Consider the following 24,681-nt stretch of genomic DNA (forward strand, 5'->3'; position numbering starts at 1 on the left):
CTTGCAATCAAGTACATGAATATTAAAATTTAACCAGTTAGTTGCTTAAATCGTATTTTAGAAAGAGTGTAGAACACCATGCAGACGCCAAATGTGTTAATTGTTGAAGATGAGGTGGTAACCCGTACCACGCTTAAGAGTTTATTTGAAGCGGAAGGGTATAATGTGTTTGAGGCCGAGAACGGTGATCAAATGCATGATTTCTTCGAGAATCACGCTATCAATTTGGTTATCATGGACATTAACCTACCGGGTAAAAATGGCCTTATTTTGGCACGTGAAGTACGTGACCGTAAAAACGTCGGGCTTATCTTCCTAACGGGTCGTGATAACGACGTTGACCGTATTCTAGGTCTTGAAATTGGCGCAGACGATTATCTGACTAAGCCATTCAACCCTCGTGAATTGACTATTCGCGCGCGCAACTTACTGTCTCGTACTACAAACTCTTCAGAAGACGACGATTTACCAAGCCGTGTAAGCTTCAACGGTTGGACGCTTGACGGTGATAGCCGTTCACTGATTTCGCCTAGCGGGAAAGAGTTCCGTCTACCACGCAGTGAATTCCGCGCTCTTCACCTTTTCCTAAGCAATCCAGGTAAGATCCTTACCCGTGAGCAGCTAATTATGGAAATGACGGGGCGTGAACTTCGTCCGAATGACCGTACGGTTGACGTAACGATTCGTCGTATTCGTAAGCACTTCGAATCAGATCCTTCAGATGAAGAATTGATTGTAACCATTCACGGTGAAGGTTACCGTTTCTGCGGTCAGGTTGACGGCTAAGACGTTGTCTGAACGAGTTTTGAATTAATGAAAAGCCGCTACTGTGTAGCGGCTTTTTTATATGTAGACACTTTATCCCAATGACGGCATAGCTTAGCTATGCCGCGAATTGTCACTTGAGATATCGAGTGCTAAATGATCGACTTCACACTGAGGATTAACTGTCAGCAGCGCTAAAGCAAACTGAGTAGCGGTATTGCTTCTCTTCCAACAAGAATGCTTTATGTGTACTTGGGCTCCATGAATCATCGCCGCCTACGCCCATGTGAGCATGATCAATGTACACAAACACACAATCTTGAGATGTTAAATCACAGGTGTGTTTTGCCTCGTCTAGCTGGGATTGACCATATTCGCTCACGTTAAAATAGAACTGTCCTTTTGCTTTCAGGCCGCTAACTTCAAGTTGTTTACAGCCACAGCGCAAGCCGTTGTCCGTTGGGAATATGTAGCACGTTTGCATCTCTTCTATAGGTAAGGTGTAGCGACCATAACGCGCTGCCGCTTTTCTGTCAGGATAGTTCTCAAATGGCCCTAGTCCTTGCCAGGTAATCGACGTTGGCTTATCGGCTACAGGTACCGCCGTTTGCATACCAATACGCGGCATAGGCGGTAAACCATCATCCAAAAGCACTTCAACGTCTACCGATAGCTTGGCCTGTACATTTATGGTGTAAACCCACTTTGTTGCCGCTACCAGCTTTTCTGAATGGTGATAATCGAATAACGATGTTATACGCACGTCTTGCGCGCCCTGCTCAACGGTTACGCCCGTGCAAGTGCGTGTCCACTTGCCAATTCCAGCACGACGCCAGCGAGACTCCCACGCATTTGGGTCTGGATTATCAACTTCGCTTACCCCAATGTCGTTATCTAGCGGCGCTCTGAAAAAGTTATCTTCTAGCGGCGCGCTAAGTGTTTCCTCCGCGCCTTGAAGCCACGAGGTTAATAGCCCGCTCTCACTATTAAAGCTAAATACGTTATTTTGCGCATGTACCAGCAACATCCCATCCTGAGCTTCAATTGATAGCTCACTTGTGCCGCTTGTTGTGTCGTTATCATTAAGAGAAAACGATACTATTCCACGCTTGTTGACTAGCGCTAACTGGGCGGTGTCCATAACATGCCCAGCTTTAGCCCACGAGCAGTCATTCGCTAGTACCACATCAATATTTAAGTGGTAGTCAGCGCCTGCTTTAAACGTAATATCTGGGCTAAGACTGAGCGTTTGTGCTTGTTGTGGCGCTATGTCGATTTCGCATTCGCCCTTCGCCTCAGCAATCGGTTGTCCATTTTCTAACACTTGCCAACGTAATAACTCGTTGTCTGTGCGTCTAAATAAGTAATCGCTGCTTACTGTAAGCTCAAACTTGTTGTCTTTCTCAACCAACGAAAAGCTTAAGTGCTGCTGACAATATTTAGCTTCTAATAAGTGCGGATGTGGCGTTCTGTCTGGAAATAACAGACCGTTTATACAGAATTGTCTGTCGTTTTCAGTATCGCCGAAGTCTCCGCCGTAAGCCCAGTATGCTTCGCCGCTATTAGTGTGCTTTACTAACCCTTGATCAACCCAGTCCCAAATAAAGCCACCTTGAAGGCGAGGATAAGCCTTAAACGCTTTCCAGTATTCATCAAAGCTACCCAAGCTATTACCCATAGCATGCGCATATTCGCATAGAATAACGGGGCGGTTTTCCCCCGGCATCGACAACCATTTTTTAATGGCCCACTTAGGGACTGCATCGTCTTTAATGTCGGTATCAACCCGTGCGTACATTGGCGCAATAATGTCGGTAGCCGAAGTATCAGCGCCGCCGCCTTCGTACTGTACAGGGCGCGATGGGTCAAATGACTTTGCCCAGCCATACATTGCATCGTGGGTAGGGCCATGACCAGACTCATTCCCCAACGACCAAATAATGATGCTGGGGTGGTTTTTGTCTCGCTCGACCATTTGCGTAAAGCGCGCCATGTAAGCGCCGGCCCAGAGCGGGTCGCGAGAAAGCCTTCCCATCGGGAACATACCGTGGGTTTCGATGTTGGCTTCATCTACCACATAAAGCCCGTATTCATCACAAAGCTCATACCAACGAGGGTGATTTGGATAATGAGCGGTACGCACAGCATTGAAGTTGTTTTGCTTTAACAACTTAATGTCTTCAAGCATGTCATTTTCATTGATTGCATGCCCTTTCGTTTGATGGTGTTCGTGACGGTTAACCCCACGAATTAGCACGGCTTTACCATTTACCAGTAATTGGCCGTTTTTGATTTCAATGTTTCTAAAGCCAACGTTATAGGCCTCAACATCAACGGCATTGCCATCCTCATCAATAAGCGAGACTACGATGCGGTACAGATTCGGTGTTTCAGCAGTCCAGTGTTTAGGTTCATTCACATGAAGCGTTTGAAAAACTACATCATCCCAACCGCCCTTTTCATCAATACGCTTATTGTTAGTGCCGGTAATGACTTGCTCGGTGACAGCGTTATCGCCATCAAAAAGCTGGATGCCCACTTTGTAAGTAGAAGGCGCATTGATGGCGGTACGTACGGTTACTGTTGCGTCGCGATAGCATGCGTCAAGGCTTGGCGTAACAAACACGTCCTGAATGTGATGCTGAGGTTTGGTGACTAGATTTACGTCGCGGAAGATACCGCTAAGCCACCACATGTCCTGATCTTCTAAGTAGCTGCCGTCTGACCATCGGATCACCATTACCGCTAGTCGGTTTTCACCTTCGACCAAGTAGCCAGACAAATCGAATTCAGCCGGTAGTCGACTGTCTTGGGAATAGCCTACATACTCGCCGTTGCACCACAAGTGAAACGCGCTATTTACCCCTTCAAAGACAATATGATTGCGCTGTTTTAACTCATCCTCGGTAACGTTGAACGTTGTTCGGTAGCAACCCGTTGGATTCTCGCTGGGTACCACTGGAGGGTTCACCGCGAAAGGATATTTAACGTTACAGTAAATCGGTTTGTCGTGACCTTGCAGCTGCCAATTAGAAGGTACCGCAATAGGCTGCCAATTAGCAGATTCATCATCACTTAATGTTTTAGAAAGCAGGCTTTCAGGTACTTTTGCTGGTGCTTCAAATAAACGGAAATCCCACTGACCGTTTAAACTACGTTTTTGCGCATTGGTATTTTGCAATGCGTCTTTTAGCGTTTTGTATCCGTGATGTGGACTGTGGGCATTGATGCGATTCCTCTGAAATACAACCGGGTTTTGCCAATCGTTTTGAGCCACTACTTGCGCAACATTAAGCATGTCATATCCTTTACTTTTTCGTTAAGCGCAATATAGCTAACTTTCATTAAATCCTTTATGCTCTAATCTTTCATATATTTATCCAAAACTATCATTTCACATTTATGCAACTTAGCTTTAGAGACATTGTAGACATAGGCCCTAAGTGCTTTGAACGCTTTATTGATAGTAGTAATACGCCTGAAATCAGCGACCTGGAGATTGAACTAGCAGGATGCTCTAACTTATCAGGTAACTATACGGTAGGTCGCGTTTCGCCTCCTAACCACACCTTGTTTTACAGCATTCATGGTCAAGGAAAATTTCGTGTCCCGTCAGGCGAGATGCAATTGGATGAAGGACAGCTAATTATTTTACCCGCTGGACAAAGTTTCGAAGTCACAATAGTCAGTGAGCAATGGGATATAATTTGGGTAAACTTGGCAGACTCCGAACGCTGGACACCATTTAATAAGCTAGGTGCTGTGATAGTGGATAATGCCATGCTGGAAGGACTGCATCATGCAATGGAACTTTTGTATTTAGAGCGTGACGTCGAGAATCGAAATTCGGCGATGCAAGTTGTGTCTCGCTACCTGTACCGTATTATTGATGCGCCTTTGAGTGACGTACATACTCACGATGAGAAAGAACGACGCCAAGTAAGCAGACTACACAGCCTCTTTTCTGCGGTTGAAAAACAGCTTCAGTTTGATTGGGATATGGAAAGCTTAAGTGAGAAAGCGCATTATTCTGCCCCTCACCTTCACAGGCTGTGCTTACAAGTATTTGGGAGAAGCCCCAAACAGCACGTTATCCATTTGCGTATGACACGAGCCAAAAGCTTATTACTAAGCACGCAGTGGCCCGTATCTTATATCGCCAGTTATGTAGGCTACGCAAATGTATTTACGTTCTCGAAACGCTTTAAGAAGTCCACCGGGCTGTCTCCTTCAGCGTTTCGAGAAAGCGTAAACTAGCTGCCTGCTATCTTCATTTGGTCAATAAGCACAGAACCGGTCTGTACACTACCGCGCACATCTTTTTCAGCGCCAATTGCCACAATGCCTTTAAACATATCTTTCAGATTGCCAGCAATAGTTACCTCGTGAACTGGGTATTGGATGATGCCATTTTCAACCCAGTATCCCGCTGCGCCGCGCGAGTAATCGCCCGTCACACCGTTAACGCCCTGCCCCATCAGTTCGGTTACGAACAAACCTGTGCCCATTTCTTTAAGCAGGTCGGCGTCGCTGTGACCCGTATCACCTACTAGCCAGTTATGAATACCACCGGCGTGGCCATTCGAGCGGGTGTTTAGCTTACGCGACGAGTAGGTAGTATAAAGGTATGTAGCCAATTTACCCGCATCGACAATGGTCATGTCAGAACATGCCACACCTTCGTTATCGAAGCTTGAGCTTGCCAGACCGCCTTTAATAAACGGACGCTCTTCAATATTAAGCCATTCTGGGAAAACTTGTTTACCCAAGCTATCTAGCAAGAAGCTAGAGCGACGGTAAAGGCTGCCACCACTAATGGCTCCTACGTAATGACCAAACAAACTAGATGCGATGTCACGGTGTAAAAGCACAGGCACGTTTGCCGTGTTGATTTTACGAGCCCCCAAACGGTCTACAGTAGCTTTAGCGGCATCAATACCCACTGCACTTGCTGATTGCAGCAAAGACGCTTTACGACTTACTGTGTAAGCGTAATCGCGCTGCATATCGTTATCTTGTGCGCCAATAACCATACAGCTTAGTGAATAACGGCTGCTAGGATAACCTGCATTGATACCGTGCGTGTTGCCGTAAACGCGCATACCTAGATTTGCGTTATACGACGCGCCATCTGAATTTGTAATGCGCGAGTCGTAATTCATTGCCGCCGTTTCGGCTTCAATAGCAGTTTTAATGGCCTTTTCAGTATCTAATTCTTCAGGGTGATACAGATCTAAATCAGGGAACTCGGTAGCAATAAGGTCGGCATCGGCCAAACCTGTACAAGGATCTTCACTGGTATAGCGAGCAATATCGACGGCTTTTTCTACCGCGAGTGTTAGCGCCGCTTTGCTCAGATCTGCGGTAGACGCACTCCCCTTTCGCTTGCCTACGTATACGCTTATACCTAAGCCACCGTCGTTGGTAAATTCAACGTTTTCAACTTCTTGCATACGTGAAGAAACGGCGATGCCCTGCACTTTAGACATGCTGGCTTCGGCTTGTGTTGCGCCTTTAGAAAGGGCTAATTTCAGTACATCATCTACGACATTTTGAATGTCGGCTAACTGCTGCTCAATTTGCATAGTAAGTTTCGCTGTCTTAATTCGACTGTGATAGTTACAATTTAGCTAAAGTGTAACACTAATGAGTTTGAAATGAGTGATCAGAAATACAATTCTCCTGAAGATCCTTACTTCGAAGATGCGCAAGCAGATGAGTTCGAAGAGGAAGAATTAATCAGTAAAACTGAGCTGAAGCGTCAAGCTAAAGAACTTCACAAACTAGGTGAAACGTTGGTTAACCTGACCGATGCTCACATAGCGACGATTCCAATGGATGAAGAGCTTGCTGACGCCGTAGCTATTGCCCGCAAAGTGAATAAGAAAAAAGACGGTTACCGCCGTCAGCTTCAGTTTATCGGCAAAGCTTTACGTCATAGAGATACCGCCCCTATTGAAGAGGCGTTGGCTAAAATTACACATCAGCATCAGGCAAGCAATGCGGCCTTTCATGCACTAGAAAAAGCCCGTGAAGCCGTGATTGAACAGGGCGACCCCGCTATTCAAAAGCTGATTGAAGCGCATCCTGAACTGGACCGCCAAAAGCTGCGCCAATTTCATCGCCAAGTTAAAAAAGAGCGTGAAAAAAATGCGCCGCCTAAAGCATTCAGAGAGCTGTTTCAGTATTTGAAAGACGTTATTCATGAGGATTAACGGTCTGCAATTAAAGTAATCTCAACATCAAAGTTTCGTTCACCAGCCAAAGGGGGATAGTGTGAAAATATTTTCTAACCCTAACGCAACACTGAAAAGCAAGTACGGTCAGTATCAAATTGCTGTGCTTGGTAGCATTGTTGGCGTGTCGGCTGAAGGTATTGCCGATGGTTCAGCCATTGAACGCTATGCGCGGGATATGATGGATGTGATTAATAGCTTTGGTGGGGATAGCTGGGCATTTTTAGGTTTTTTGCATGGTTCTGCCCTTCTCACTAAAGCAGGTGAGACAGAACTGCAGCGTTCGATAGAGTGGCGTGCGAAGCACGGAATGGCGCTTGGCGCGCTGGTTATCGGCGATACCACGGTGCAGCCCATTGTAAGAGCGCAATTTCAGAGAATTTACGACAATGCAGGCCTTGAGCTAGGTATTTTTACCAACGAAGAAGATGCTATTGAGTGGTTGAATGGAAAAGGATTTGAAAGTTAGCCACGACTTATACCAGTTTGCATACAAAAAAGGTTGGTGCCTAGGCCCAACCTTTTTTAATTTTCCAGTTTACGGGTTTGAGCTGAATTAAGCCGTACCACCCACCGTCAACTCGTCAATTTTAAGTGTGGGCTGACCTACACCCACCGGCACGCTTTGACCGTCTTTACCACATACACCCACGCCTTTATCTAGGGCAGTGTCGTTGCCAATCATTGAGATTTTTTGCATAACCTCTGGACCGTTACCAATTAAGGTAGCCCCTTTCACTGGTGCAGTAATTTTACCGTTTTCAATTAAGTAGGCTTCCGCGCTAGAAAATACAAATTTGCCTGACGTAATGTCTACCTGTCCGCCAGCAAAGTTCGGCGCGTAAATACCTTTGTCGATAGACGCGATAATTTCCTGCGGATCGTGTTGGCCTTCCAACATATAAGTATTCGTCATGCGGGGCATAGGCAAGTGCGCATAGGATTCACGACGACCGTTACCGGTAGGCGCAACGCCCATAAGCTTGGCGTTATGTTTATCCTGCATATAACCTTTCAAGATACCATCTTCAATAAGCACGTTGTGCGCTGTTGGTGTGCCTTCATCGTCTACCGACAACGAGCCACGACGGTCGTTTAATGTGCCATCGTCAACAACCGTCACGCCTTTTGCTGCAACGCGCTGACCAATACGGCCACTAAATGTTGATGCACCCTTACGGTTAAAGTCGCCTTCAAGACCGTGCCCTACCGCTTCGTGAAGTAATACACCGGGCCAACCGTTACCTAATACTACAGGCATAGCGCCTGCCGGCGATGCCACAGCTTGCATGTTAACCCGCGCCATGTGAAGGGCATCTTCTGCCAACGTCTCGTAATACGGTTTGCCGTTTTCGTCTTGTTTAAAGAACGAGTAGGCATAACGACCACCAGCTCCAGCTGAACCACGTTCACGTCTATCGCCTTGTTCTAGCAATACCGAGCAGTTCAAGCGCACCAGCGGGCGAATATCAGTAGCTAAAGTACCGTCACTGCCAGCAACTAAAATTTCTTCATACACACCGCTTAAGCTCACCACTACCTGATTGGCAGACGGCTCTTGTTTGCGGATATAGGCATCTACTGCTTTTAAAAGCGAAATTTTCTCAGCGTCTTGCATCGCAAGAATAGGGTTATTTTCGCTGTATCGCGCTTGCACTGGTTTTTGTCCAAGCGAAGCAACCTGTTGTGAACCGCCGCTTGGCGCAATGCCACGAGCCGCTTTACACGCTTTGGTCAACGCTTCTTCGCTTATTTCGTCTGAATAAGCGAACCCTGTTTTCTCGCCGCTAATTGCACGCACGCCTACGCCGCGCTCTATGTTATAGCTGCCTTCTTTAATAATGCCATCTTCCAACACCCAGCTTTCGTGCTGGCTTGACTGAAAATATAAATCGGCATAGTCGGTATCGTGACGATGAATAGTCGCTAAAGCACGCTCTAGCTTAGAGATATCTAGCCCTGAGTCAGATAATAAATGACGCTCAACAGATTTAGACAAAGTGACTCCTGAATCGGTTATGTTCGGCAACCGGCATATTCTGTTTAATGGTTTCTCTTTCTGCAATATCTACTTTTGCCGAGACTAACCCTACGTCGGTTTTGCGTTCGGCAAGGGTCTCCCCCCAAGGCGACAGTACAAGACTGTGACCGTATGTTTCACGGCCATTTGCATGCACACCACTTTGATTTGCAGCTACCACAAAGCACTGCTTTTCAATGGCTCTGGCTTGCAACAACGCATGCCAATGCGCTTCTCCGGTGCGCTGGGTAAAGGCCGCTGGCAACACCAAAATATCGATATCGCCCATTGCAGTAAATAATCCTGGAAAGCGTACATCATAGCACACCGCAAGACCAATGTTGCCTATTGGCGTTTCAACAGTAACCACCTTGCTGCCCGCTTCGGTTGTCGCCGATTCACGATAACTGCCCGTGTTGTCGTTAACTGATACATCGAACATGTGAATTTTGCGGTAGTCTGCCAACACATCACCATCGGGGCCAAACAGCATGCAGGCTGCGGAAAACTTCTCTGGGCTATTGGTTTTCACTGGAAACGTACCCGAAACCAGATAGCACTGATATTGTGCAGCAAGCGCTGACAAACGTCGCTGAATCTCACCTTCGCCCTTTGTTTCTGCCACAGCAAGTTGGCCTTTGTCTTTACCGCCGAAATAAGCAAAACACTCTGGAAGCACAACTAAACTGTTTTTCTCAATCTTTGCCGATGCCATTTCGTTTGCAACGGTGTCGAGATTTTCTTCCACGCTTGGCGCAGATGTCATTTGTAATGCAACTAAATTAACCATCGATCACCTCCATTTTAAGCCTGCGTACGTCATCTTCCGTTAATGGCCTGTCTTGCGGGTTGGCCGGTACAGGCGCATTTTGCGCAGGTAAGCTGATGTCTTTGCTGTTGCGCTCAACTTCGTCGAACTTAGGATCTTTTATGGTACCTGTAACGCGATAGTTCACATTTGAAATGACTTTCGCAGAGGTTAGCACCTGATCTATGGCAAGAGCAGCGAGTGCAGTAGGCGGCGTAGCCAAGAAATACACTAAAAACGGTAAGTTCCCAGTTACGTTCGGTGCGAACGATACGTTGTAATTTAATCCACCGGTATTGAGGTCTGTGAAGCCCGTGATCTCTATTTCACCAGCGCCGCCGTCAATTTCAGTATCGTCGGTATACGCTTTGCCATCAACAATACTTAACGTACCGCCCATATCGTCGTAGAAAAAACCCTTAGCAAAAACGTCTCGAAAATCGAGGCTGAGCTTCCGCACTAACGAGTTCAAGCTAAACAGGGTAAAGATACGTGACCCCTTATCACTCAACTCAGTTAGATACCCATCTGAGAGCGACCACTCAACATTACCGTTTAGCTGTTCAAACCCGAAATCCATCGGCGCATTTGGCCAGTTGATATCAAACACCACATTTGCGCTAGAATCTTTTATACCTGATTCAACACCGTACTCTTTTAGCATCTGCCCAACGTCGGGAGACGTTAATGTTCCGTTTAACGCGCTTTGAATCTCGCCTCCCATGTGCTTCCAATAACCCGTTGCGGTAACGTTAGTTTCATCAGATTTCACTAGAAGCTGGCGAATGGCTAAACCATTCTCTTCCTTCGCGATGTCTAAGGTAATTTCACCTAAATCGATGCCGTGCACGCCACAGGACTGACAATAAAAATAAATGGGCGGTAGCGTATTTGGGTCAATATTGTAGGGCGACTCGCCTTCCTCACTTGGCATAGCACTATTCGTAGCTAACTCAACGCCGCTCTCTGAACCGGTTTTTGTCGCTCCCCCGGCTTGAGCAGGCTTCTCTAGTGATAAATAGTCGGCATTTATCTCAATGCCCTGCTCGTCTAAATCACTATTAATACGAATAGTGGCTCTTGCCTGAGGCGACGCTAAGTCTAGGATCCAATCTTTATTGCGTTCTGTTGCACTGAGCTGCGCATCATTAATACTGTGGCCAGCAAAATTTAGCTTGTCGGCTTTGGCGAATATCCGCGAGGGAGTACCAAACAAATTCGCTTTTTTGCTTTCGTTTGATTGGATACTCGATTGAGCATTTGTTTTTGCAACGGCGGTGCTGGTGTCTTTCCCTTTACCGGAAAGTAACATATTTATAGTGGTAAACCATTCTTGCACATCAGCTTGAGCTAGATTAGCACTGATACTAAAACCTGTACCAATGTTGGCTATATCGCTTTCGCCAAGTGCCAAGTGCGCACGTGAAAACTGCATTTCTTTGTGCGGTAGTACGCCATCAAAACGAATGTTATCACCAAGTGACGCCTCCACATTTGATGCTTTGCCATCGCCTTTACTGGTAATAAGCAGCGGTAAACTGCTGCCCGCTGGCGTATCGAAGGGAGCAGGCAATACACTTTGTGTCGCCGTTAAATCTGCAGTTAAATTGGCAGTATAGTTAAACCCACTGTTTGAAAGCGACAGTTGAACTGTAGTGTTCCAATCACTTTCGCCGTCGATGTATTCGGTGAGGTCTGTATTCACATAGTTAGCCAGCGGGTGTACATGCCATCGCCCACCTAACTCTACATTTAGGTCGTATGTGTCGCCCTGTCTACCGGATAGCGACAAGTTCACCGGCTGTTTAAGAAACTGCGCCTGAAGCCCACTTGCGTCTATATCGCCATTAACAAATGACACCTTTCCCGATGCCTTATCAAATAGCATATTTGTGGTCGCAACAAAAACGGGATTATTCGACAAGTGCGCCGTTCCCGATGCCACCACATCTTTGCCTTTAAACGGGATATCAAGCTTTATATCGGCAGATAGAGGCCCGCCAATTTGCACGTCTTCGTTAAGTACTTTGCCTAAAGATTTTTTAAGGGACGAATCCATCATTAACGCGGTTAGCGCGTTACCAGTGCCAGTACCATTGGCATAAATAATCAGGCGAGCATCTGGACTAAAGCTTGGAATGGCAGCCGACATATCACTGATTTTCATACCAGCAAGCGTCGCACTAGGGCTCTCCATCACTAATGCATTATTCACAAAATACAAAGATAGGTCTAAGTTATTAAGTGCCGGCCAGTCTGGCGCAAAAAGAAAATCCCCCTGCTCAATATCGACATACGCCTGAAAAATGCCCGTGTTGTCGTCAAACGGAAAGTCACTCGTGCGACCGTGCCACAGCACGCGCGCATTTGCGATTTCACCTTCTCCTGTAAACGCACGAGTAAGGTATTTGTCGGTATTGGCCCCCATTAAAGAAGGGGGAAATAAACTGCTCACCTCATTTAGCGCCAATGGGCTTACATCCACATAAAGCGACATAAACCCTGTCGACGTATTCAGTTTAAACTGCGGATGAAGAGTAACGGCATCACTATCGAACAGCATATCGCTGCCTTTTACTACCCACTGCTTGTCTTCGCTATCTATCTGCTCTGGGTAAATATAAAACTGAGATTTAAACAGGTTTATATTGACGTCTTTCTTAATTACGCCGTTGGCACTTAGTAAGCTATCCGCACTCTCTAAGTAGATAGCGCCATTATTTTTATACCAGAAAAAGTCTGCATCTAGCGACGAAAGACCTGGTACCTTATCTGTTTTGTCCCACTGCAAATCTAGCACTTTAGCCGCTAAAGAAGGCTGGCCGTTGTGCCATTGAACCTGCAACGTGGCCAACTCGCCTTTTGGATTAAGCCCGCGTATTTCTTCTTCACTGGTATCATCCATGAAAAGCGGTAACAGCAGCAGAAAGGGGTTAATTTGCACCGGCTTTACGGTGTTTATCAGCGCATCACCATTTGCACTTATACTGCCAATTAGGTCTGTTGTAAGGGTCTCGTTGCTCGAATTAAGCACCAATTGATCCACTCGGACATTCCAGCCTCCCTGTCTGTTCTCGTCGTTAGGCAACGCCTGAAGACTACCACCGCTTATACCTGTTATTGTTTTCGCGCGGCCACTACCCCACTCTAGAAGACTCTCACTTAGCTCAGCTTGTACGCTAGTAACTTCACTTTGGGAAAAGTTAGTCCATACTTCAAAGTTTGCGCGGCTTTGCGCTAGTGGGCGCTTGGTTTTGATGAGATCGCTTACCCACGGAGAAATATCGAGCTCTTCTGCTTTGGCGTAAAACACGCCGTCAAAGTCTTCCCGCGTGCCCGTGATATCAATGATAAACGACGCCGAGTTAGCCGCTAAATCTGCAACCTTAAGCTGACCTAAACCTTGGTGTCGCTCTTCATGGTTGTTCCACGATAAACTTTCAATATCAAATGAATTGGTTTCATTAAGGTGAGTGACAGATACCACCCCGTCTTCTAACGAGAAGCTTTGAAGCTGCTCTAAAAACAGACGCTCTAGTGCATTTACTACAGGGAAGTTATTCTTATCGCCTCCAGAAAGGCGATCGGCGTCAATATCAAGCTTAAGACCACGCAGCTCAAAACGGGTAGATGAGATAAGTTGGTGGCGTAGCGATTCCCAAAAATCTAGCTCGACGTAGATTTGCCTGATATCCAATGCAACAGGGGAAGCATCGTTTTTAGCCAACGACACCGAATTGAGCACAATACTTGGACCATTGCGCTGCCAAACAGCATGCACACTTTGGATGGATAGGTTTACGCCATACTGCTCATTAATATAATTTTCCAACAGGTGTTTGTTGTGCTCAATATGCGGCAGAGCATAGCGTGCAGCGCTTAAAACAAGCGCGAAAAGTACAAGCAATACGGCGAGTAGCAGCCAAAACTTCTTAAGTAGATAAGCGGCTACCGACGAAAAATTTGTCACATTTTGCCTTTGTATACGTTAATGCGTTACATCATGACGACGTCGTACTTATCCTGATTGTACAATGTTTCTGTTTGAACCTTGATTTGTTTAGACACAAATACTTCCAGTTCTGCCAGCATATGAGACTCTTCACCCATTAAGGCTTCCGCCACTTTTGGTGAAGCGTAAACCACAAACTTGTCTGCGTCGTAGGCGCGATTCACCCGTACAATTTCACGCATAATTTCAAAGCAAATGGTTTCAATGGTTTTTACCGTGCCTCGCCCTTTACACACCGGGCATTCTCCGCACAATATATGCTCAATGCTTTCACGGGTGCGTTTACGGGTCATTTCAATTAGCCCTAGCGCAGTAAAACCGTGAATATTTATCTTGGCTCTGTCCTTGTTCGTCGCCACCTCTAGTGAGTGTAAGACACGTCGTTTGTGGTCTGGTTCAATCATATCGATGAAGTCGATAAGGATCATCCCACCCAAGTTGCGCAATCTTAACTGACGGGCAATTGCCTGCGTCGCCTCAATATTGGTGTTAAAAATTGTTTCTTCTAAGTTCCGGTGGCCAACAAAAGCGCCCGTATTAATATCGATTGTGGTCATCGCTTCGGTCTGATCAATGATCAAGTAGCCGCCAGATTTTAAATCGACACGGCGTTCCAAGGCTCGCTGCGCCTCATTTTCCACATCGTATAAATCAAAAATAGGTCTATCACCCGGGTAGTATTCGAGCTTGCCGTTCATTTCAGGCACATACTCTTTGGTGAACTGGTGAAGTTCATTGAATGATAGTTTCGAGTCGATACGAATTCTGTCGAGCTCTGTACCAACAAAGTCGCGTAGCACTCGTCGTGCTAGCGGTAAGTCTTCGTAAAGCACGTTCGACTTACGCTTTTTCATACGCGACTGAATTTTATCCCACAGCCTTCGCAAAAATGCTGCGTCGGACTGCAGTTCGTTTTTGCCCACGCCTTCCGCCGCAGTACGCAGAATGAAGCCACCGTTTTCATCACAAAACTCTTGCACCAGCGACTTTAAGCGCTCTCTTTCTGCTTCTTCTTCAATGCGTTGAGATACGCCTACGTGAGTTACCGAAGGCATAAATACAAGATAACGGCTGGGGATAGTAATGTCTGTGGTAAGGCGTGCGCCTTTGGTACCGATAGGATCTTTCACCACCTGAACCACAATATCTTGACCGTCTCGCACCAACTCGCGAATGTCTTGCTTTTGAATATGGCTTGCCGAGACTTCTTCAGCAATTTCATTGTGAATGACAATGTCAGATGCATGTAAGAAGGCGGCCTTTTCTAAACCGATATCAACAAATGCTGCCTGCATTCCCGGTAATACACGGCTAACTTTACCGCGATAGATATTGCCAACCAAACCGCGTTTGGTATGACGCTCTACGTGAATTTCTTGCAGTATTCCGTTTTCAATAAGCGCCACCCGTGACTCTGACGGGGTAACGTTAATAAGCAGTTCAGCACTCACGACACAACTCCAAATGCATTAAGTAATTGGCGGGTTTCGTACAGTGGTAGGCCTATTACGGCACTTGCACTGCCGTTAATGGAAACTACAAACTCACCACCAATACCTTGAATAGCGTAACTCCCTGCTTTGTCGGCAGGTTCTCCTGTTTCCCAGTATGCGTCAATTTGCTCATCCGTCAATGCTGCAAAAGTCACAGATGTGGTAATTACTTGAGTCTGTTGCTGAGCGTTATCAAGCACACAAATAGCGGTAAGGACGTCATGAGTTTTACCAGAAAGCATAGTGAGGATGCGCTTAGAATCTGCTTTATCTTCTGGCTTGCCAACACTTTGTCCGTTAAACGATATTAGGGTGTCGCTGGCCAGAATAACCTTGTCGTCGGTCATTGCCTGCTGATCCTCAAGGTATGCTTTCACCGCTTGGGCTTTTTCACTGGCTAGCCTTGCGACAAGCTCCATCGGTGGCTCGTTGTCACGGGGCGACTCGTCAATATCGGCAGGCTGTATTGTATGGGCTATGTTCATTTGCTTGAGCAAAGCGGTGCGTCGTGGAGAGGCTGACGCTAACACTACCGATTTTGTCATTGGCTTACCTTTGGTTTAATCGAGAACGTGTTCGGGTTACGAAATTGAAAACTGTCTGCGCGTGCGTCGAAGCAGCCAAAATACCCACGGCCACAACACCATTGACGTTATCACCGGCCACAGGTAATCGACTTGGAAATAAATATCAGTCAGTAGATGCTGCACCCAAAATGTAAGTAAGTGGTATAGCGCTGATAGTAGACCGATAATAATGGCTTGCTGCCAAACGGAGTAATTTCTTAGTCTTTGGTAATTAGCCGCTAATATATAAACACAAATACTTAAGCCGAAACTATGAATGCCCAAGGTTGTGCCTACAAGCACATCCATGGCTACGCCCGTTAAGAAGGCTACACCCACATTCACTCTGTGGGGCAACGCCATGCTCCAATATGCTAATACAACCAGCACCCAGTCAGGCCGGTACACATCTACTTGAGTGGGCAGTGGAACAATTTGCAGTACCAGAGCAACTAACAGACTAATCCATATAACGAGGTTACGTTTACGCATCTGAAGATTCTTCCTCGTTTACAGCTGGCTTATCAGTGTCGTCAGTTGAGTTAGCATCAGACTCATTTTCTGACTCAGGCGTGTGCCATAACAGCAATAGGTGTCGAAGCCTGTCTAGGTTTGCTAAAGGTGTGACAATAACACGAGCAAAAGGGCGGCTTTCATCTCGGACGACTTGTGACACTCTTGCCACAGGGTAACCTTCTGGAAAGACTTTTCCTAAGCCAGACGAAATTAATGTATCACCTTCTTGAATATCGACACTATGAGGAACATGCTCTAGATACAGCTCGTTTAGTGCGCCGCTTCCGGTTGCGATAAAGCGAATATCGTTTCGAAGAGATCGCACAGGAATAGCGTGGGTAACATCGGCAATCAGCAATACACGGCTGTTTGTAGACCCAACTTCCATTACCTGACCCACTATGCCCTTATCATCAATAACTGGCTGAGACAGATATACGCCGTCTATCGCACCCTTGTTGATAACCACCTGCTGGCTATACGGGTTTTTATCCACCGCCATTAACTCAGCAACCATTTTTCGAGAAGAAACCCGAATAGGTGCCTGCAGTAACTCTCGTAATTGTGCATTTTCTTTTGCAATGACATCGAACTGCTGGAGCTTTTCGCTCATTAGCAACAGCTGATTATTAAGTTTCTGGTTTTCGGCCAGCAATTGTTCTTGAGAGGTAAGACGCTGGGCACTTTCATTTAGCATTAAACCGGGAAGGTTTGCTAAATACTGAAGTGGGCTCATTAATGAGTTGAGATAAACCCGCGTTGATTTGAAACCGTCTAGCTTATGGTCGACAAATATCAGAATCACCGACAGCACAAGCGCCAGTGTAAGCCTGTTATTTAACGAAGGGCCGCGGGTAAAAATAGTATCCATGATACAAATAAGGCAACCTTACGGTTGCCTTTCCTGTTTATTCGTAGCTAAACAGGTCGCCACCGTGAAGGTCAATCATATCGAATGCCTTACCACCGCCGCGTGCTACACAAGTAAGCGGATCATCAGCAATAACAACTGGAATGCCCGTTTCTTCCATTAGCAATCTATCTAAGTCTTTAAGTAACGCGCCACCACCGGTAAGTACCATACCGCGCTCAGAAATGTCTGAAGCAAGCTCTGGCGGAGACTGTTCAAGCGCCACCATAACGGCTGAAACAATGCCGGTTAGTGGTTCTTGAAGCGCTTCAAGAATTTCGTTTGAGTTTAGCGTGAACCCGCGAGGGACGCCTTCTGCTAGGTTGCGACCGCGCACTTCAATTTCGCGCACTTCTTCACCTGGGTAGGCAGCACCTATTTCATGCTTAATGCGTTCAGCGGTTGCTTCACCAATTAGTGAACCGAAGTTACGACGAATGTAGTTGATAATAGCTTCATCAAACTTGTCACCACCAATACGAACAGATGATGAATAAACTACGCCGTTAAGTGAGATAATGGCAACTTCTGTTGTACCACCACCAATATCGACCACCATTGAACCTGTTGCTTCTGATACAGGTAAACCCGCACCAATAGCAGCCGCCATTGGCTCGTCGATAAGATAAACTTCGCGGGCACCTGCACCCAGTGCAGATTCTTTAATTGCGCGGCGCTCAACTTGTGTTGAGCCACAAGGAACACACACTAATACACGAGGACTTGGGCGCAAGAAATTATTGTCATGCACTTGTTTAATAAAGTGCTGAAGCATTTTTTCAGTGACGTAAAAGTCGGCAATAACACCGTCTTTCATCGGACGAATTGCACGTATATTACCCGGCGTACGACCAAGCATTCGCTTAGCTTCTGCACCTACCGCTGCAACACTTTTTGGTCCTGCTGCGCGCTCTTGACGAATAGCTACTACTGAAGGCTCGTTCAGAACAATACCTTGGTCTTTTACATAAATCAGCGTATTAGCTGTTCCGAGGTCGATGGACAGATCGTTAGAGAACATGCCTCGAAGCTTTTTAAACATGAAGAGTGTATTCCTGTTTCTGTGTTAACGCGTATTTGCAAAGGTGAGATGGCGACGCTTTAACGTGAAGTCGATATTTATTCGCACACTTTAACAATGGGGGCTATTTTGGGCAAGTAATGCTGTAATTAAGTGACGAAATAACTGCATTTTTGCTTAGTAGTTTTAGCGCTTTACCCATGAAGGGATACCACACACGCGTTTCCAAATAATTTTAAAACTAGACCCACATAGTGACCCTGTGAAAATTAGAAGGTTCAAAAACAATTTGCTAATAATTTACATCTCTTTATGTTGGCGCCACTACGGTGTGCTACGCAACCAGCATTACAATCAAGCGGGATAACCTTCTTTGCTAATTATTGATTTGCTCGCGCTTGTAAATGATATTGTCGTTTCCTCGATACACACCATACGTGAGCGTTGCGTTTGGAGGGTTATCAGCTTCGCCATCTCCATCCCAATCCCACAATAGCCAAGCATCAGGCGTATAACTAACAGGATAATTGCCAGCACCGTTTGGTGATGACAGGCGTATTCCGTCACTATTTCTATAGGCTCCTTCACTTAACGACTCTTCCCCCGAAGAAACCAATTCACCAGATTCGTCATTCACGTTGTCGTGATCATAAGCCGTACAACTGTCATACTTATTAATTCGCCAATTATTTCCGTCCCAATATTGAGTGCGAAGCGGTAACAAAAGCGCTTCGTCGGCTGCACCGTAGTTATTTATCAACGTTGCACGACCGTAGGCAAAGCTGATTGAATCACCAAAATCGTCAACGCACTGACCGGAACAAGAAAGTCCATTGAAGTTTGCGCCCTCAATTTGTGCTTGGTCTGCCACCAGTACGACAGCAGCATCGATATATGCCCCATCCTGCGTTGCGCTACCTAAGCGGCTAAATGCAATGTCATTATCAGAGAAAGTAATTTGTCCTGTCGCTCCGCTTTGAGGCCAGCCTATCGAGTTGATATTTTCCAAACGGTTTAGCAAATTACCGTCATGCTCAACCTGCAAACCGAGACTGGTTAGCTTATTAAAACCATCGTAGTAGTTTGTGGTGCGGCTGCCATTTTGGTTAAGTGCGGTTAGCGAGAAGCTTACTTCACTAATAGGTTGTTCAAAGTAATTAAATGCACCATTGACGTTACATGCTGCTTCAACACTTCCGCTCAAGGCAAAATTAGAAGGTGCGAAACGCCCAACGTTTTGCACCAGCCCTTGCACGTTGGTATCTGACAAATAAGTACTCTGTGCAGCAATGGAAATTGTACCTACCTCATCGTAATTAACACCAACGTTAACTTTACCTTCGTCGCTAAATAAAACACTGGGCACGCTCAATGTACCCGTTGCGCCGCCACTAGGAAGTATATTTAAGGGTGTTAACAACGCGCTACCTGAAAAATGCTCCGCGGTATTATTGTTTTCCAGTGCTGCAAAGTTATCTGGTATTCCATCGTCGTTACTGTCTTCACCATCGACCCACTGTACTGTTCGCAAGCCTAAGACAAAGTCTTCCCCTGTCAGTTTGAGCAGCGAACCATTCGCACTATTCGCGTAACCGTTAAGATTGGAGCTCGTGCCGCTATCATTTAAGATATTCATAGCAAAGCCGAATGGACGCACTTTAAAAGTATTAGAAGAACCTGCAATACCGCTTCGATTAGTTATGTCTGCTGACAACGACAACTCTCCCGCATCTGGGTATTGAATTGTAAATGCAGCTCGCGAGTCAGCATCAAATTGGATAGGAAAGGTGCGTGGGGTTAGCCCCAGTTGATGTTCATTACCGTTATTGATAAGCAGTAGGGTGTTAGAACAATTGCTCGAACTAGCACAGTTATAATTTAATTCAACATCGACAATTTGATTTTTTAGCGTGTCAGAATTCCCACATGCTTCGATTGCATAGGTCTTGCTGTTAAAGCCAGTGTCTGAAGGCTTACCAGAAAGCTGAGTAACGATGGTTTCTGAATCATCAGTGATATTCTTAAACACCAGCCCGTCGGATTCATACTTTATTTTACAGCTACCTAAATTCACTTCTTTACCACCGATAAAGCAACGCAATTGAGAAGATGGATTTTCTCCCGAAGTAGCAAGTTCAGGATCTGCGCCTCTAAGGCTATCGAGTGTTAGCGAGGTCTGCCCGATAAACGTTACGCTGTCGTCAGGCGACCATCGATAGTTACCGCTATTAACGGGCACTAAGTTGACTGTAGATGGCTGAGAGTAGAGTAAATCACAGTTGACGTCTGCACAGGCTTTTAGGGTAACTTCTTTCGCGGCGCAGCTGCTACCCTTGTTATCAGCCAGTTCAAAACGATAGTGATTCAGTACTTCAATGACTTCCCGACCGCAGATGCCAGGAATATTGTTTGGCACGTCATTAGCCGTTACCCTCAGAGTAGCAGGTGAGCCAACGCCTCCTCCCGCGGTAAAGCGGCCTCTCAATGTGCCTTCAGACACATTGGCAAAGCTTATTTCACCTTTTGCTAAAACCAATGCGTTGGGGTTTGAGCCATCGATGACCACATCTCCATCGACATAAATAGCGAGATAAGCCCCTTCAGCGACAGTGATATTTGCGTTCACCATGGTGAACTTTGTAGCCACACCACCTATATTGTCCCCTGGGTCAGAAACATAAATTCGCGTGGGTGCAATTACGTTGTAGTTACCCGCCGCCATGGTTACCAGTTGACGGTTAAAATAATAATCCCCTGCTAAATCCCCTTCTGCTATCTCTGGGCCGCTATCGTCAATGGTAATTGTTGGTATCGCTCTCGCTTGTGAGTCGGTAAGCGCATCTGTGTTGTTCACGGTACAGTCGACAGGGTTCTGTCCGCATTTTGGGTAGTCTGCAGATCCACTTGTAGCGTCGGTGATAAACTGCTGTGCTGACAACACACCTGCATTTTCATCAATCATTCGGCTACCGGCTGCGAGTGAAATTGCGGAACCACCAAAAGCGGCAACCGCGCCAGGAAAGGCGTCATCACAACTAGGAACTTCGCCACTAAACACAAACTCTGAAGTCATAGCCAGAATGCTAGCGTCTTCTTCAGTGTGGTTGCGCTCAGAGTCTAAGCTCCTATCCTCATCTACACGAAGTCCAAGCCTATTTTTGTTTACGCCGCAGCTGCGAAGCCAACCGCCATCGCCGCCGTTTCTACTTATTTTACTGGCTGCAACCAAAGGAGTTTGCGTATAGTTGTTTTTAAAGTCATTTCGAAAGCAACCATCGTCCCACCCCTGTATGCGTACGTCGGCAAAATCGGCTTCCCAAACCACTTCAATACCATTGTCATCGAAAAATCTACGATTGAATCCCTCTGTTGTCGCCATGTAAGCTACCGTTTCATTGTGTGTAACTGGCGCATAATCTGTTTCAGACGCTTCCAACGCCATAAAATAAGACGGTGCTTCATACTTTGCTGCAATAGTTAGAAACGGCAACAAATGTTCGTTGGGTGGCTTCTTTCCATTAACGTCAACTTGGTTGTTTAACGTTTGAATAGAGTGAAAGAAAACAGGCTGTTCACCAAAATCAGTTTCAAGTGAAACGCGAGCATATCTCGCATTTTCTTCGCCCACCTTCAAGGGGCCGTCAGGTTCATACCAAGGAGAGCTTGTCGATGCCTGAATAGTCCCCCCTCCGAGCTCCATCTTACCGACTTCAACAATATCACCGTCAGGGAATTCATGAACGCCATACGCAATCGCTAAGTAATGTGCTCCCATCGTGATATGCGGACCATCTTCTCCAGAAGGCTCAAGGGGCAAAGCTTCAAAACCTGTGCGGGTAACGTTGCGAATTTTGACAATCGCTGGGTTGCTACCTTGATTAGTAGAGAGCATAAACACCGCTGGCGGCTCGTCGTATACCTGTGAAAAGCTAATGGTCGTCCACTCTGCTTTATTGTAGGTGTTTTGAAGCTCGATGAACCTGCCTTCGATTTGAGGGACGGCTTGCACGGGCAGTGCAACACATAACGTGAGAAACAAACAAAACAGCGAAATAGACTTTAAGTTCATTATTGTTCCTGCCTTACTTCCACAGTTACACTTCTAGAGGTATCAATTTGCCCGCTTCTACAACTTGCCGTTGCAGTAAATTCGTAGACATCTATCTTTCCGGACGTGACATCAGGCTCAATTACGTCGTCTGGTGTCTCAACGCATTCAACGCGAATAACACAATTAGGGAAAGAGACCGTACTTTGCGGCATAAGCTCATATTCGTCTGGACACAGCGGGTCCTCAAGTTCGACAAGTCTAGATACCAACATCTCAACACCGCTCTGCGCTGCTAAATAGGCGCGAGCGCCATAATACTCAATGGATTGCTGACGTATGTTTGACGAAATCTGATTAGACAACGCAATGCCAAGTCCTAGAAGTACAATGCTAATAATGATAGCCACAATGGTGGTAGAGCCACGTTGTTTTGATAGAGTGCGAGAAGGCGATAAAGTATATTGTCTATTAGGGAACATTGGGGAAATGTACCTCGTGCGAGAAAGCCAACGCCTCGTCATCATTACCGATGAGCGTTAAGTCTAATTTGACCAAAGCATTTTGGCGCAAACTTACCGTTATTACGTCTGCACTCCAACTACTTACATTCGTTGCGATAATACCTGTAATCGTTCCATCTCTTCGCACCAAGGCCTCACCTTGCGGCCTTGTTTCCTTACACACTGACACTGGATTTTCGTTAAACACAAAAAAACGCTTCCCTGGGGAGGATTGAGTGTTTACGGCTCCTAACTCAATTATGTATTGGTGATCTAAAACATTTCCTTCGTTATCGGTCGCGGCGGTATATCCATTATAGTCTACGCTGTTATCAATCGCACTTTGCGGACTCGTTGGGTAGATAACTAATTTATCTCCAGATGCGGGGGCTTTCATTTTAAAAACGACAGAATGTAGCTCATCATCAAAAGGGTCTGCGGTATATGTACCGCTCATAACGATTGGATAGTAGGTTAAGCACCCTAAACTAGCGTCAAAAGAGACCGAGTTAGGCACAATATTTCGAAGTTCTTTTTCCAATCGCAAAATAATAAAGCGCGCATCTGAAACAAGTCGGGTACGCTCTGCGCCAGTTATATAGATTTGTGCGCTTAAAGAAATAACCTGTGCCACGGATACGCTAATCACGCCTAAAATAGTGATCACTAAGATAAGCTCTATAAGTGTAAAACCGCGTTGGCGTCTTGCTTTTGGTAGGGACATTAATAGCTCCCTCGATAAGCACTGAAGTTGTAAACTTGGCCGTCTGGAGCTGTGACCGCGATATCGATACGCTTGTATTGTTTATTTTCGGGAACCACGCAGGCATTAATTGCCTCTTCTGGGTCTGGGCAATATACAACTGCTTGAGGATCAGAAGTCACATCTATTGAAGAGTCATACGTAACATCTACTTTGTATGCAAAGCCATTATAATTGCCGCCAACATTGCTAATAGCATAACCATTATAATCATCTACATCGTCATAAGCTTCTTCAGAGGTTTCACCAGCGTCGGGACCTAGAAGGTCGGAACACAAGTTATCATTGGCATCAGACGGATCAGGTTTATCGACGCAGGTGACAAATGGCGGGCTTCTGTCACTATTTTCATCATAAGAGCGACTAAGAATGTCATTCATTAAAGACTGCCCTAATTTCGCCGCTTTCACCTGACGAAATGGCTCTGCGGTTTGTTCAGCTTGCGGGACAATAAGCGACAGTACTACGGTTAGGCTAATCGTAAATACAACAATGCCAATCACCAGCTCTAGCAGGGTAAAGCCGTTCTCGCATTTTCTATGTACAGGCAACACAACCCTAGCACGCATAAACTGCCCCTTCGCTTTGTAAACACATGGCAAAGGTACTTATTTGAATTCTACAATTCGTTGAACACGCTATATTTCGCGGCCTGCCAAACCCGTCAAACTGAATTTGAGAAAAGCTATCGCCATTTTCATCGGCAGTTTGAAAAGTAAAGTCGGTGCTTGATGCATCGACTACCTGATCGGCATCAAAAGCGGTAGAAAGGGCGTTTGTACAATCGTGGCCAGCGGGAGGGGCAATGATTGTGGCGGTTATTTTCACACAGCTAGTGTCTTGCACATTTTGCATAGCACGAAACTGCATGTTACGAACGACTTGAAGCGTGCGATCGCGAAGGGCGATAGCTTCTTCCGTATCGTTACCAAGAAAGCGAGGTGCGGCGGTTACCGCCAGCACCCCAATAACCAATATGGTTATGATAAGTTCTACTAATGTAAAACCGGTTTTCTTCAC

The 24,681-nt window shown here is 46.0% G+C and carries 19 protein-coding genes; 4 read left to right on the top strand and 15 right to left on the bottom strand.

Features of this window, described 5'->3' with window-relative positions; genetic code table 11:
* Positions 1 to 78: 78 nt before the first annotated feature.
* A complete protein-coding gene (gene arcA / locus MHN00_RS18060) occupies positions 79 to 786 on the top strand; it encodes a two-component system response regulator ArcA (protein WP_014947922.1) in 708 nt (235 codons plus the stop codon).
* A gap of 157 nt (positions 787 to 943) precedes the next feature.
* On the opposite strand, the gene MHN00_RS18065 is transcribed toward arcA, so the two are convergent.
* Positions 944 to 4,063 (bottom strand): beta-galactosidase, encoded by a 3,120-nt coding sequence (locus tag MHN00_RS18065; protein ID WP_239302010.1) that lies wholly within the window; start codon positions 4,061 to 4,063, stop codon positions 944 to 946.
* A gap of 104 nt (positions 4,064 to 4,167) precedes the next feature.
* Between MHN00_RS18065 and MHN00_RS18070 the strand changes: the two genes are divergently transcribed.
* Positions 4,168 to 5,022, top strand: coding sequence for an AraC family transcriptional regulator (locus MHN00_RS18070; protein WP_069943554.1), 855 nt, complete (start codon positions 4,168 to 4,170; stop codon positions 5,020 to 5,022).
* Here the strand turns inward: MHN00_RS18070 and pmbA are convergent.
* Positions 5,019 to 6,350: a metalloprotease PmbA gene (gene pmbA, locus MHN00_RS18075; protein WP_039236933.1), complete on the bottom strand. Its 1,332-nt coding sequence runs from the start codon at positions 6,348 to 6,350 to the stop codon at positions 5,019 to 5,021. The genes MHN00_RS18070 and pmbA overlap by 4 nt on opposite strands.
* A 72-nt stretch (positions 6,351 to 6,422) precedes the next feature.
* Between pmbA and yjgA the strand changes: the two genes are divergently transcribed.
* Complete coding sequence (gene yjgA / locus MHN00_RS18080; RefSeq protein WP_014975398.1) at positions 6,423 to 6,980, top strand: ribosome biogenesis factor YjgA; 558 nt, start codon at positions 6,423 to 6,425, stop codon at positions 6,978 to 6,980.
* A gap of 61 nt (positions 6,981 to 7,041) precedes the next feature.
* Positions 7,042 to 7,470, top strand: coding sequence for a hypothetical protein (locus MHN00_RS18085; RefSeq protein ID WP_156085774.1), 429 nt, complete (start codon positions 7,042 to 7,044; stop codon positions 7,468 to 7,470).
* 87 nt (positions 7,471 to 7,557) lie between these two features.
* On the opposite strand, the gene tldD is transcribed toward MHN00_RS18085, so the two are convergent.
* The 13 genes from tldD to MHN00_RS18150 form a co-directional block, all read right to left on the bottom strand.
* Positions 7,558 to 9,000, bottom strand: coding sequence for a metalloprotease TldD (gene tldD / locus MHN00_RS18090; protein WP_039217280.1), 1,443 nt, complete (start codon positions 8,998 to 9,000; stop codon positions 7,558 to 7,560).
* Positions 8,993 to 9,811 carry a carbon-nitrogen hydrolase family protein gene (locus MHN00_RS18095; protein WP_171336922.1) on the bottom strand — a complete coding sequence of 273 codons (819 nt, stop codon included), beginning with the start codon at positions 9,809 to 9,811 and terminating at the stop codon, positions 8,993 to 8,995. Before MHN00_RS18095 ends, tldD begins: the two co-directional genes overlap by 8 nt.
* Positions 9,804 to 13,799 (bottom strand): YhdP family protein, encoded by a 3,996-nt coding sequence (locus tag MHN00_RS18100; protein WP_239302011.1) that lies wholly within the window; start codon positions 13,797 to 13,799, stop codon positions 9,804 to 9,806. The genes MHN00_RS18095 and MHN00_RS18100 overlap by 8 nt, the downstream gene beginning before the upstream one ends.
* A 26-nt stretch (positions 13,800 to 13,825) precedes the next feature.
* Positions 13,826 to 15,292 carry a ribonuclease G gene (rng, locus tag MHN00_RS18105; RefSeq protein WP_014947913.1) on the bottom strand — a complete coding sequence of 489 codons (1,467 nt, stop codon included), beginning with the start codon at positions 15,290 to 15,292 and terminating at the stop codon, positions 13,826 to 13,828.
* Positions 15,289 to 15,879: a Maf family protein gene (locus MHN00_RS18110; RefSeq protein WP_039236916.1), complete on the bottom strand. Its 591-nt coding sequence runs from the start codon at positions 15,877 to 15,879 to the stop codon at positions 15,289 to 15,291. The genes rng and MHN00_RS18110 overlap by 4 nt, the downstream gene beginning before the upstream one ends.
* Positions 15,880 to 15,915: 36 nt before the next feature.
* Entirely contained in the window at positions 15,916 to 16,392 is a 477-nt protein-coding gene (gene mreD, locus MHN00_RS18115; protein ID WP_061093985.1) for a rod shape-determining protein MreD, read from the bottom strand.
* Positions 16,385 to 17,287 (bottom strand): rod shape-determining protein MreC, encoded by a 903-nt coding sequence (gene mreC, locus MHN00_RS18120; protein ID WP_014978010.1) that lies wholly within the window; start codon positions 17,285 to 17,287, stop codon positions 16,385 to 16,387. Before mreC ends, mreD begins: the two co-directional genes overlap by 8 nt.
* Before the next feature lie 37 nt (positions 17,288 to 17,324).
* Positions 17,325 to 18,368 (bottom strand): rod shape-determining protein, encoded by a 1,044-nt coding sequence (locus MHN00_RS18125; protein ID WP_014947909.1) that lies wholly within the window; start codon positions 18,366 to 18,368, stop codon positions 17,325 to 17,327.
* 355 nt (positions 18,369 to 18,723) lie between these two features.
* Positions 18,724 to 22,416 carry an H-type lectin domain-containing protein gene (locus tag MHN00_RS18130; RefSeq protein WP_171336924.1) on the bottom strand — a complete coding sequence of 1,231 codons (3,693 nt, stop codon included), beginning with the start codon at positions 22,414 to 22,416 and terminating at the stop codon, positions 18,724 to 18,726.
* A complete protein-coding gene (locus MHN00_RS18135) occupies positions 22,416 to 22,877 on the bottom strand; it encodes an agglutinin biogenesis protein MshP (protein WP_171336925.1) in 462 nt (153 codons plus the stop codon). Before MHN00_RS18135 ends, MHN00_RS18130 begins: the two co-directional genes overlap by 1 nt.
* Positions 22,867 to 23,622 (bottom strand): type II secretion system protein, encoded by a 756-nt coding sequence (locus tag MHN00_RS18140; protein ID WP_171336926.1) that lies wholly within the window; start codon positions 23,620 to 23,622, stop codon positions 22,867 to 22,869. Before MHN00_RS18140 ends, MHN00_RS18135 begins: the two co-directional genes overlap by 11 nt.
* Positions 23,622 to 24,230, bottom strand: coding sequence for a type II secretion system protein (locus tag MHN00_RS18145; protein WP_171336927.1), 609 nt, complete (start codon positions 24,228 to 24,230; stop codon positions 23,622 to 23,624). Before MHN00_RS18145 ends, MHN00_RS18140 begins: the two co-directional genes overlap by 1 nt.
* Positions 24,220 to 24,681 (bottom strand): type II secretion system protein, encoded by a 462-nt coding sequence (locus MHN00_RS18150; RefSeq protein WP_171336928.1) that lies wholly within the window; start codon positions 24,679 to 24,681, stop codon positions 24,220 to 24,222. Before MHN00_RS18150 ends, MHN00_RS18145 begins: the two co-directional genes overlap by 11 nt.

This window comes from Alteromonas sp. Cnat2-8, assembly GCF_022348355.1.
GTDB classification, from domain to species: Bacteria; Pseudomonadota; Gammaproteobacteria; order Enterobacterales; family Alteromonadaceae; genus Alteromonas; species Alteromonas macleodii.